The sequence below is a fragment of the Anaerotruncus sp. genome, from assembly GCF_057433415.1.
The window spans coordinates 1-11,928 of the sequence record NZ_DBMDHH010000070.1; the positions used below are offsets into that span (position 1 = coordinate 1).

8 protein-coding genes are annotated in these 11,928 nt (G+C 64.8%); all 8 read left to right on the forward strand.

Features of this window, described 5'->3' with window-relative positions:
• The first annotated feature begins 223 nt into the window (after positions 1–223).
• A complete protein-coding gene (locus ACZO3G_RS13445) occupies positions 224–532 on the forward strand; it encodes a V-type ATP synthase subunit F (RefSeq protein ID WP_101553104.1) in 309 nt (102 codons plus the stop codon).
• A 33-nt stretch (positions 533–565) separates the two neighbouring features.
• Positions 566–1,165 carry a V-type ATP synthase subunit E gene (locus tag ACZO3G_RS13450; RefSeq protein ID WP_101553103.1) on the forward strand — a complete coding sequence of 200 codons (600 nt, stop codon included), beginning with the start codon at positions 566–568 and terminating at the stop codon, positions 1,163–1,165.
• Between the two features lie 17 nt (positions 1,166–1,182).
• Complete coding sequence (locus ACZO3G_RS13455; protein WP_276872246.1) at positions 1,183–2,940, forward strand: V-type ATP synthase subunit A; 1,758 nt, start codon at positions 1,183–1,185, stop codon at positions 2,938–2,940.
• Positions 2,941–2,954: 14 nt separating this feature from the next.
• Positions 2,955–4,361 (forward strand): V-type ATP synthase subunit B, encoded by a 1,407-nt coding sequence (locus ACZO3G_RS13460; protein ID WP_101553101.1) that lies wholly within the window; start codon positions 2,955–2,957, stop codon positions 4,359–4,361.
• Between the two features lie 27 nt (positions 4,362–4,388).
• Positions 4,389–5,012 carry a V-type ATP synthase subunit D gene (locus tag ACZO3G_RS13465; protein ID WP_101553100.1) on the forward strand — a complete coding sequence of 208 codons (624 nt, stop codon included), beginning with the start codon at positions 4,389–4,391 and terminating at the stop codon, positions 5,010–5,012.
• Positions 5,013–5,168: 156 nt separating this feature from the next.
• The gene (locus tag ACZO3G_RS13470) at positions 5,169–7,403 is read left to right on the forward strand and encodes a putative bifunctional diguanylate cyclase/phosphodiesterase (RefSeq protein ID WP_276872244.1); all 2,235 of its coding nucleotides are present in this window, start codon (positions 5,169–5,171) and stop codon (positions 7,401–7,403) included.
• Between the two features lie 283 nt (positions 7,404–7,686).
• Positions 7,687–10,653: an acyl-CoA dehydratase activase gene (locus ACZO3G_RS13475; protein WP_276872242.1), complete on the forward strand. Its 2,967-nt coding sequence runs from the start codon at positions 7,687–7,689 to the stop codon at positions 10,651–10,653.
• Positions 10,637–11,928: 2-hydroxyglutaryl-CoA dehydratase (locus ACZO3G_RS13480; protein ID WP_486847338.1), on the forward strand; the 1,292-nt coding region annotated here is incomplete at its 3' end. The genes ACZO3G_RS13475 and ACZO3G_RS13480, both read left to right, overlap by 17 nt.

Below are 11,928 nucleotides of genomic sequence, written 5' to 3' on the forward strand. Positions count from 1 at the left end.
GGAACCGTACTGAGAGTGCGTTCGGGGAGGCACGTCCGCATTTGCGTGGCGCGCAGCGCCCACGGGGAGGCGGAAAACTGCGCGGCTACGCCGCGCACGCGCGCAGAGCGCGCGAACGCCCGGAACGCGCTCGTGATTCTTGCCGCTTGGAAAGCGGCAATTCCCGTGAAAGCTGGGCCGCTCGCTGGGCGGCATCATTCAAACCCCGTTGGGAGGGACCCGGATGAAATTCTATACGCTGAGCGACAACGTCGACACGCTGATGGGGATGCGCCTCGCGGGCATTGAGGGCGAGGTCATCCACACGGCGGACGAGGTGCTGGCTTCGCTGCGGCGGGTGATGGCGGACCCGTCGATCGGGATCGTGCTGATGACGGAAAAGCTGATCAACACCTGCCCGAACATCATCTACCGCTACAAGCTGACCCAAAAACGGCCACTGATCGTGGAGGTCCCCGACCGCCACGGGGAAGGGGACGTTTCACAGACGATCGAAAAATATGTGAGCGAGGCGATCGGCATCAAACTCTAAAGGGCGCGCGCCCGGAAAATGAGGTGAAACCAGATGGCTGATATGCAGGAAGATAAACTGGAGCTGTTTGAACAGGAGATCATGCAGCGCGCCCAGGCCCAGCGGGATACGATCCTGAAGGAGGCCGAGCAGATGAAGCGGGATGCGCTCGGGCAGGAGGAAAACCGCCTGCTTGACGAGAGCTTCCACAGGATCCAGTCGCAGATCGACGAGATCAAGACGGAAAATATCAAGGAGATTTCCCGGGAAACGCTCGCGCTCAAGAAGGAGCTTTTCAAGCAGCGGGAGCAGTATCTCTCGCAGATGATCGCCGAAGCGCGCGTGGAGCTCGGGAGCTTTGCGAAAAGCGAGCGGTACGAGGCGTATTTCCTGGGAAAGATCAGGGAACTGGCCGCATCCTGGAAGCTGGAGGGCAGCACGATCAAGGTGCGCCCGGAGGACACGGCGTTCGAGCCGCGCATCCGTGAAATTTACGGGGACTGCGCGGTAGAGGCGGACGCCGGGGCGGTTTCGCTCGGCGGCGCGGTACTGGTGAACCGGGAACGCGGAGTTGAGGTGGACCTGAGCCTCGACGCGGCGCTCGCCGGGCAGCGGGAGTGGTTTTACCGCGGCTCCAACTTCAATTTTGATTAGCGGCGGGGGGAAATGCTTTGGATAAGAATACCGTATATTCCATCAACGGGCCGGTCGTGACGGTCCGTGGCGCCCGTCAGTTTGAGATGCAGGAGATGGTCTTTGTCGGGAACAGCCGCCTCATCGGGGAGGTCATCAACATCTCCGACGAGCGCACGACCATCCAGGTCTACGAGGGCACCACCGGCATGCGCCCCGGCGAGCCGGTCACCGGCACGGGCGGGCCGCTCTGCGCCACCCTCGGCCCGGGCATCCTCTCGAACATCTTCGACGGCATCGAACGCCCGCTTAAGGAGATCGCAAAAACGTCGGGCGCGTTTATCCCCGAGGGCAGCGACATGCCCGCCCTCGACGTGGAAAAGAAATGGCCGGTCACCCTGAAGGTGAAGGAGGGCGACCGCCTCAAGGGCGGCGACGTCTTTGCCGCCTGCCCCGAGACGTCGATCATCGAGCACCGCTCGATGGTGCCGCCCGGGCTCGACGGAACCGTCGTGTCCGTCCGTCCGGACGGGGACTATACGGTGCTTGAGCCGCTCGTCGTGCTGCGGGACGCGCGGGGGACCGACCACGAGCTGGCGCTCGCGCACAAGTGGCCGATCCGCCAGACCCGCCCGGTGGCCGAGCGCCTGCCGATCGAACGGCCGCTCATCACCGGGCAGCGGATCATCGACACCCTCTTCCCGATCGCCAAGGGCGGCACCGCCGCCATCCCGGGCGGCTTCGGCACCGGCAAGACGATGACCCAGCACCAGCTCGCCAAATGGAGCGACGCGGACATCATCGTCTATATCGGCTGCGGCGAGCGCGGCAACGAGATGACCCAGGTGCTCAAGGAGTTCGGCGAGCTCACCGACCCCAAATCCGGCAAGCCGCTGACCGACCGCACCGTGCTGATCGCCAACACCTCCAACATGCCGGTCGCGGCGCGCGAGGCGTCGATCTACACCGGCATCACGCTGGCGGAATACTACCGCGACATGGGCTACCATGTGGCGGTCATGGCGGACTCCACCTCCCGCTGGGCGGAGGCGCTGCGGGAGATCTCCGGACGCCTCGAGGAGATGCCCGCCGAGGAGGGCTTCCCCGCCTACCTGCCCAGCCGCATCTCCCAGTTCTATGAGCGCGCCGGGTATATGGAAAATCTGAACGGCACCGAGGGCTCGGTCACGATCATCGGGGCGGTCTCGCCGCAGGGCGCCGACTTCTCCGAGCCGGTCACCCAGAACACCAAGCGGTTCGTCCGCTGCTTCTGGGCGCTCGACAAGGCGCTTGCCTACGCGCGCCACTACCCCGCCATCAACTGGACCTCGAGCTACAGCGAATATCTCGACGACCTCGCCCCCTGGTACGCCAAAAACATCTCCCGCGACTTCCTCCCCTGCCGCCAGCGGATTTCCACCGTGCTGCTCGAGGAGGCGAAGCTCAACGAGATCGTCAAGCTGATCGGCGAGGACGTCCTCCCCGACGACCAGAAGCTCATCATGGAGGTCGCGCGGCTCATCCGCGTCGGGCTGCTCCAGCAGAACGCCTACCACCGGGACGATACCTACGTGCCGCTGCCCAAGCAGCTCATGATGATGCAGGTCATCCTCTACTTCTACGACAAGGCTTCGGCGGTCATCGCCAAGGGGATCCCGATCTCCGAGATCACCGATTCGGGGCTGATCGATTCGCTCGTGAAGATCAAGTACGAGATCCCCAACGCACATCTCGAACTGTTCGACAACTACTATAAAGAGATCGACGATAAGCTCGCCGGGCTCAACCAGCTGTAAAGGAGGGCCGGAATATGCTTCAGTTTGTGGGGCTCAGCGAAATCAACGGCCCGCTGGTGGCGCTCGACCGGGTGCCGAAGGTGGCGTTCGAGGAGATGGTCTCCCTGAAACTCGATTCGGGCGAGACGCGCTTCGGCCGCGTCGTCGAGATCGACGGCGACCGGGCGGTCATCCAGGTGTTCGAGGGGACCCGCGGGCTCTCCCTCGAAAACACCCGCACCACCCTGCTCGGGCATCCGATGGAGATGCCCCTTTCCCTCGAGGTGCTCGGGCGCACCTTCAACGGCTCCGGCCGCCCGATCGACGGGCTGGGAGAAATCTTCTGCGAGCGCGCGGCGGACATCAACGGCAAGCCGATGAACCCCGTCGAGCGCGTCTACCCGCGCAACTACATCAACACCGGCATCTCGACGATCGACGGGCTGGCCACCCTCATCCGCGGCCAGAAGCTGCCGATCTTTTCGGGCAGCGGCATGAGCCACAACAAGCTCGCCGTCCAGATGGTGCGGCAGGCGCGGCTGTCGGGCACCGACGAGCAGAACTTCGTCATCGTCTTTGCCGCGATGGGCGCCAAGAACGACGTGGCCGACTATTTCCGCCGCTCCTTCGAGGAGTCGGGGGTCATGGAGCGGGTCGTCATGTTCCTGAACCTCTCCAACGACCCGATCATCGAACGCATCCTCACCCCCCGCTGCGCGCTGACCGTGGCGGAGTACCTCGCCTTCGAGCACGGCATGCACGTGCTCGTCGTCATGACCGACGTCACCGCCTACTGCGAGGCGCTGCGTGAGTTTTCCTCCTCCAAGGGGGAGATCCCGGGGCGCAAGGGCTTCCCCGGCTACCTCTACTCCGACCTCGCCTCCCTCTACGAGCGGGCGGGGATCATTGAGGGAAGCCCCGGCTCGGTCACGCAGGTGCCCATCCTCACGATGCCCAACGACGACATCACCCATCCGGTCCCCGACCTGACCGGCTATATCACCGAGGGGCAGATCGTGCTCGACCGGCAGCTCGACCAGACGGGGGTCTATCCGCCCGTCTCGGTGCTGCCCTCCCTCTCCCGCCTGATGAAGGACGGCATCGGCGAAGGGTTCACCCGCGCCGACCACTCCGACTGCTCCAACCAGCTTTTCGCCTCCTACGCCCGGGTGCAGGACGCGCGGGCGCTCGCGAGCGTCATCGGCGAGGAGGAGCTCTCGGAGGTCGACCAGAAATATATGTATTTCGGCCGCATGTTCGAGGAGCATTTCGTCTGCCAGGGCGCGCGGGAAAACCGCGAGATCGGCGAGACGCTCGACCTCGGGTGGCTGCTGCTCTCGCTGCTGCCGCGCGAGGAGCTCGACCGGGTCGACCGGGAGACGCTCGATAAATTTTACCGGCCGGAACAGGCCGTGCAGAAATTCGGCGCGCCGAAGGAGTAGCCCCGGCGGGGAAAGGAGTGACGGCGGATGGCAAACGTACTGGGCGTGACGCCCACCAAGGGCAGCCTGATGGCGATCCAGAAGTCGCTGTCGCTGTCCACGCTGGGCTTTGAACTGCTCGACCGCAAGCGCAACATCCTCATCCGGGAGATGATGCTGCTGATCGACAAGGTCAAATCCCTGCGCGGGGAGATCAGCTCGACCTACCGCGAGGCCTACGAGGCCCTTCAGGAAGCCAACGTGACGCTGGGCATGGTGCAGGAGACGGCGATGGCCGTCCCGGTGGACGACGGCGTGACGATCACCTACCGCAGCGTCATGGGGGTGGAGATCCCCAACGTGCGGCTGGCGGAGAGCGAGATCCGCATGTGCTACGGGCTCGACCGCACCAACTCGAGGCTCGACTACGCCTATGTCTGCTTCCAGAAGGCCAAACGCGTGACCGCGCTTCTGGCGGAGGTGGAGAACAGCGTCTACCGGCTGGCCAACGCCATCCGCAAGACGCAGCGCCGCGCGAACGCGCTGGAAAACATCGTGATCCCGCGCTACGAGGAGACGGCGAAGTTCATCACGGACGCGCTCGAGGAAAAGGACCGCGAGGAGTTTTCACGACTCAAGGTCATCAAGGCCAAAAAACAGCAGGAGGCATAAAAACCCCCTCCGCCGCATGTCCGGCGGAGGGGGCTTTCTTTGGAGAATCCGGATTTTACAGGCCCGCGGGTATTGGCAAACGCCGTGCCGTATGGTAACATAAACACATCAGGAATTGACAGGTCCCGCAGAGCGGAGACCGATGGGGGTGGCAGCGTGTTCGGGGAGCGGAAGCGTACGGCTGTGCGCACGGCGGTGGTCATGGCCGTTGCGGCGGCCACGATGGTCCTGTGCGCCGCGCTCTATATGCGCAGTGTGACCGGCACGCTGCGTGAGGAGACCCTCTCGGGGCTGCGCGAGGTCGCCCGCCAGAGTGCGGGGAACATCGCGATGCGGATCGAAAAGGACATGCAGATGCTCGAGGCGGTCTCCCGCTTTGTGGGCGCGCAGCCCGAACTGGATATCGACGGGGTGACGCGGGTGCTCTGCGAGGAGGTCGAGAGCACCAGCTTCAAGCGGATGGGGCTCATCACCCCCGACGGCACCGCGCACACCACCGACAGCGTGGAGATGGACCTGGGCGGGCGCGGCTACTTCCTGCGGGCGATGGACGGCGAGACGGTGATCTCCAAGGAGCTGACCGACTACGCCGACGGCGAGCCGATCTACGTCTACGCCACCCCCATCCTGCGCGGCGGGAGGGCGGAGGCGGTGCTCTTCGCCACCAACGCGGCCGACGCCTTCGCGTCGGTCATCAACGTGCGGATGTTCGAGGGGGCGGGCTACTCCTATCTCACCAACGCCGGGGGCGACGTGCTGGTCTATCCGGACAACCCCGAGAGCGAGCAGGGGATGTCCAACATCTTTGACCGCATGGAGGAGGGCCGCATGCTCCCCGACGAGGAGCTCGGGCGGATGCGCCGGCGGATGTCCTCGGGCGACAGCGGCGTGGAGGAGTATTTCCGCGACGGGGAGCGCCGCTACCTCTCCTACACGCCGATCGGGGTCAACGGCTGGTATGTGCTTTCGGCGGTGTCCGGCCACGTGGCCGCCAGGAAGTCCGTCTACCTCACCATGCTCACCCTTGTGGTGTGCGTCGTCACGGTCACGGTGCTCATCGGACTGTTTGGATACATCCTCTTTATGCAGAACAGCCGCCGGCGGGAGCTCGAGCGGATCGCCTTCACCGACCCGGTCACCGGCGGGTACAACTGGAACGGGTTCATCCGCGCGGCCAGGGAGGTTGTCGGCGGCGCGGCGGAATATGTGATGGTCTCCTTTGACATCGACAAATTCAAGGTCTTCAACGACATGTTCGGGCACGGCACGGGCAACGAGCTGCTCAGGCAGATCTGGGAGATCCTTTCCCGCTCCGTGCGGGAGGGGGAGCTTTTCGCGCGGGTGTCGGCGGACACCTTCGACCTGCTGCTGCACGCGGCGCCCGACGAGGAGATCGTCCGGCGGCTGACGGAGATCGGCGGGCAGATCAACCCGCCCGGACAGCGCTACACCCTCACCCTCTCCTTCGGGGTCTACCGGGTCGGCCCGCAGGAGACGGACGTCAGCCTGATGAGCGACCGCGCGAGCATCGCGCGCAAGTCGGGCAAGGACGACAGCCGCACGACGGTCGCCTTCTACGACCACGCGGTGCGCGACCGGATCCTGCGGGAGAAGCAGATCGAGGACGCGATGGCCTCGGCGCTCGAGAAGGGCGAGTTCGAGGTCTACCTCCAGCCCAAATACAGCGCCTCCACGCGGGAGATCGTCGGCGCGGAATCCCTCGTGCGCTGGAACCGCCCGGGGGTGGGGCTGGTGCCGCCCAACGATTTCATCCCCCTCTTTGAGCGGGACGGGTTCGTCGTCCAGATCGACGCGTTCGTGCTGCGGGAGACCTGCCGCATGCTCCGCGGATGGGCGGACGAGGGCCTGCCCGAGATCCCGGTGTCGGTCAACGTCTCCCGCGTCAACCTGCACGACCCCGGCTTTGTCGGCAAGGTGTGCGCCGCCGCGCGGGAGTACGGGGTGCCCCCCGGGCTGATCGAGCTGGAGATCACCGAGACGAGCGTGCTCGACTTCGAGAACATCGGGCGGCTGACCGGCATCATCGGGGAGCTGCACGACGCGGGCTTTTTGGTATCGATGGACGACTTCGGCAGCGGCTACTCCTCCCTCAACCTGCTGCGGCGGCTGCCGGTCGACGTGCTCAAGCTCGACCGGGCGTTCTTCGCGGGGGACGCGGACAACGCCCGCGGGCGCACGGTGATCGCCGAGGTGGCCGACCTCGCCCGCAAGCTGGACATCCAGGTGGTGGCCGAGGGGGTCGAGACGGCCGGGCAGGTGGACTTTCTCACCTCGATCGGGTGCGACGTGGTGCAGGGCTACTATTTCGCCCGGCCGATGCCCGCCGGGGAGTTTGAACGGCTGCGGCGCCCGCAAAATAAGAACGACTGAATCGGACGGGCCCCGCCGCATGGCGGCGGGGCCCGTCCTTTTTTTGCTTTTTTCGACAGAATCGCCAAAAGGATCGGGCGCGGGGCCCGTTTTCTCAAATCTTTCCTGAAAAGTCAGGATTTCGCCGTTTGCGCAAATTGACTGTTCGCTGAATTCGTGTTAAGATGAGGCATAGCAAACTATACTAATATGGGGCAATTTGCCCCTTCCCGGGACGGCCGTGGGTTTGCGCGGCCGCCGCCGGTCTGATCGGCCCCGCAGGGGCCGGAGTGAGGTGCTCTATATGGAACGGATTCCGGCGCGGATGACGATGGGGATCGACATCGGCTCCACCACGGTTAAAATCATCATCGTGAAGAACGGCGACGTCGTTTACCAGCAGTACGAACGCCACATGTCGCAGGTGCGGCCCAAGACGCTCGAGCTCATCCGCATGGCGAAGGACGTCATCGGCGGCGGGGAGCTCACCGTCGCGCTCTCCGGTTCGGCGGGGCTCGGGGTCGCCAAGGCGGCGGGCCTGCCCTTCATCCAGGAGGTCTTCGCCACCGGCGAGGTGGTCAAGTCCTACGCCCCCGACACCGACTGCGTGATCGAATTGGGCGGCGAGGACGCGAAGATCATCTTCTTTACCGGCGGGCTCGAGGAGCGGATGAACGGCTCCTGCGCGGGCGGCACCGGCGCCTTTATCGACCAGATGGCGACCCTGCTCGACGTGACCCCCGAACAGCTCGACACGCTGAGCCTCGGCAGCGAAAAGCTCTATACGATCGCCTCGCGGTGCGGCGTCTTCGCCAAAAGCGACATCCAGCCGCTCTTAAACCAGGGCGCCCGCAAGGAGGACATCGCCGCCTCGATCTTCAAGGCGGTCGTCGACCAGACGATCACCGGCCTCGCGCAGGGGCGGCGGATCACCGGCAAGGTGCTCTTCCTGGGCGGCCCGCTCTACTATTTCAAGGGCCTCCAGCGGGAGTTCGTCCGTTCGCTCGGCCTCTCGCATGAAAACGCCGTCTTTCCCGACATGGGCCGCTACGCGGTGGCGCTGGGAAGCGCCCTCTTCGCCGAAAAGACGGGCCAGCCGATGACCTATGAGGAGCTCGTCGGCAGGCTCGAGGCCGCGGCCAGCGAAAGCCACGCGGCGCGTTACCTCGAGCCGCTCTTCGAGAACGCGGACGACTACGCGGCGTTTTTGAACCGCCACGGGAAGGCGTCGGTCGGCCGCGCCGACCTCGACGCCTACGAGGGGGACGCCTACCTCGGCGTCGACTGCGGCAGCACGACGACCAAGCTCGTGCTGATGGCGGAGGACGGGCGCATCCTCTACGACTACTACAGCGCGAACAGGGGCAACCCCGTCGAGATCATCCGGGAGCAGCTCGTCAAGATCCGCGCCCGCTGCGGGGACCGGGTGACGGTCCGCGGCAGCGCGGCCACCGGCTACGGCGAGGACCTTGTGAAAAACGCCTTTTCGATCGACGCGGGCCTCGTCGAGACGATGGCCCACTTCAAGGCGGCGCGCTTCTTCGACCCCAGCGTCGACTTCATCCTCGACATCGGCGGGCAGGATATCAAATGCTTCAAGGTCCGCGACAACGCGATCGATTCGATCATGCTCAACGAGGCATGCTCCTCCGGGTGCGGGTCGTTTATCGGCACCTTCGCCCAGTCGATGGGCTACAGCGTCGAGGAGTTCGCCAAGCTCGGCCTCTTCGCCAGATATCCCGTCGACCTTGGCAGCCGCTGCACCGTTTTCATGAACTCGTCGGTCAAGCAGGCGCAGAAGGAGGGCGCGGGCGTCGAGGATATTTCCGCGGGAATATCCATTTCGGTCGTCAAGAACGCGATTTACAAGGTCATCCGCGCCCACTCCGCCGAGGAGCTCGGGCAGAGCATCGTCGTGCAGGGGGGCACCTTCTTAAACGACGCGGTGCTCCGCAGCTTTGAGCGGGAGATCGGCCACGACGTGGTGCGCCCGGCCATCGCCGGGCTGATGGGCGCCTACGGCGCCGCGCTCTACGCGCGGGAGCTGGCGCTGCCGGAGTCGTCGCTCATCTCGGCAAAGGAGCTCGAGAGCTTCCGCCACGCCTCCAAATCGGTCACCTGCGGCCTGTGCGGCAACCACTGCAACCTCACCGTCAACACCTTCGGCGGCGGCAAGAAATTCATTTCCGGCAACCGCTGCGAACGCCCGCTCGGCCGGGAGGCGGCGGAGCCGCTGCCCAACCTCTTCGCCTGGAAGCTCGAGCAGCTTGAGGCGCTCAAGCCCCTGCCCGGCAGGCGCGGCAAAATCGGCGTCCCCCTCGGACTCAACATGCTTGAGAACCTCCCCTTCTGGCACGCCTTCCTCACCGCCCTCGGCTTCGAGGTGGTGACGAGCGGCGTCTCCACCCGCGAGACCTACATCAAGGGGCAGTTTTCCATCCCGTCGGATACCGTCTGCTATCCCGCCAAGCTGATGCACGGCCACATCGCCGACCTGCTGGAACAGGGCGTCACGACGATCTTCTACCCCTGCATGACCTACAATTTTGACGAGGAGAAGGGCGACAACCACTACAACTGCCCGGTGGTCGCCTACTACCCCGAGCTGCTGCGCGCGAACGTGTCGGAGCTTTCCGAGCCGGGCGTGCACTTCCTCTACCCCCATGTGGGCATCCACCGCCCCGCCAAGTTCGCCGACAAGCTCTTTCACAACCTGCGCGCCGTCTATCCCGACCTGACGCTGCGGGAGGTGCGGGAGGCCGCCCGGACCGCCTATACCGCCTACGACGACTGGATGAAGGCGGTGAAGGCGGAGGGCCGCCGCGCGATCGCCTGGGCGCGGGAGCAGGGCAGAAAGATCGTGGTGCTCTCGGGCAGGCCCTACCACATCGACCCGGAGATCAACCACGGCATCGACCGGCTGATCGCCTCCTTCGGCATCGTGGTCGTCAGCGAGGACTGTGTGGCCGACCTGGTGGAGCCGGTGAAGGTGCACGTGCTCAACCAGTGGACCTACCATGCGCGCCTCTACAACGCCGCCAAATATGTGACCGCCCAGCCGGACATGGAGCTGGTGCAGCTGGTCTCCTTCGGGTGCGGCATCGACGCGATCACGACCGACGAGGTCCGCGACATCCTGGAGGCGGGCGGCAAGCTCTGCACCCAGCTCAAGATCGACGAGATCACCAATCTCGGCGCGGTCAGAATCCGTATCCGCAGCCTGCTCGAGGCGGTGGAAGAAAGGGAACGCAGCCATGCAGCTACAAAATGACGAACGCGTCCTCTTTACCAAAGAGATGAAGCGCGACTATACGATCCTCGTGCCCACCATGCTTCCGGTGCACTTCAAGCTGATGCTCAACATCCTGCGTGAGTACGGCTACCGGGCGGAGCTTTTGGAGAACAGCGGCCAGCGGGTGGTGGACAGCGGCCTGCGCAACGTACATAACGACACCTGTTACCCGGCGCTGCTCGTCATCGGCCAGATGATCGACGCGCTCGAATCGGGCAGGTGGGACGTGCACAAGGTGGCGCTGCTCATCACCCAGACGGGCGGCGGCTGCCGCGCGTCCAACTACATCCACCTGCTGCGCAAGGCGCTGAAAAAAAGCGGCTACGGATTCGTGCCGGTCGTCTCCCTCTCGGCCAACGGGATGGAGAAAAACCCGGGCTTTTCCCTCACGCCGATGATGCTGGACCGCATCTTTTACGCGATGACCTACGGCGACCTGCTCATGCTGCTGGCCAACCAGTGCCGTCCCTACGAGACGGAGGCGGGCGTCACCGACGCGCTCGTCGACCGCTGGGCGAACCGGCTGACCGACGAGATGAAGGGGCGCGGCCCCCTGAGCTACCGGGCGGTGCGCCGCAACTACGACGCGATCGTCGCCGACTTCGCGGCCCTCCCCCGCAAAACGGAGGAGAAGGTGCTGGTCGGCGTGGTGGGGGAGATCTATGTGAAGTTCTCCCCCCTCGGCAACAACAACCTCGAGGATTTCCTCCTCTCCGAGGGGGCGGAGGTCGTCGTGCCGGGGCTGCTCGATTTCTGCCTCTACTGCGTCTACAACCAGCTCAACGACCACAAGCTCTACGGGGCGGGCGGCTTCTGGAAGACGCTCGTCTTCCGCAAGGTCTACGACATGCTCTGCAAAAAGCAGAAGGACGTCATCGAGGCGGTCGCCCGGGAGGGCACCTTCCGGCCGGGGGGCTATTTTCCGCATACGGTGGAATTGGTCCGGGGCTATATCAGCCATGGCGTCAAAATGGGCGAGGGCTGGCTGCTGACGGCCGAAATGCTCGAGCTGATCGAGCAGGGGGTGGGCAACATCGTCTGCACCCAGCCGTTCGGCTGCCTGCCCAACCACATCGTGGGCAAGGGGATGATGCGCATCATCAAGGCGCGCAACCCCGATTCGAACATCGTGGCGGTCGACTACGACCCGGGCGCCACCAAGATCAACCAGGAGAACCGCATCAAGCTGATGCTGGCCAACGCCGCCTCGATCGCCGGGCAGCACGCGGCGGCGTTGGCCAGCATCAGCTTGAT

Coding starts and splice junctions, on each gene's coding strand:
- ACZO3G_RS13465 (WP_101553100.1), top strand. CDS start 4,389: ATGGCAAACGTACTGGGCGTGACGCCCACCAAGGGCAGCCTGATGGCG.
- ACZO3G_RS13445 (WP_101553104.1), top strand. CDS start 224: ATGAAATTCTATACGCTGAGCGACAACGTCGACACGCTGATGGGGATG.
- ACZO3G_RS13450 (WP_101553103.1), top strand. CDS start 566: ATGGCTGATATGCAGGAAGATAAACTGGAGCTGTTTGAACAGGAGATC.
- ACZO3G_RS13460 (WP_101553101.1), top strand. CDS start 2,955: ATGCTTCAGTTTGTGGGGCTCAGCGAAATCAACGGCCCGCTGGTGGCG.
- ACZO3G_RS13475 (WP_276872242.1), top strand. CDS start 7,687: ATGGAACGGATTCCGGCGCGGATGACGATGGGGATCGACATCGGCTCC.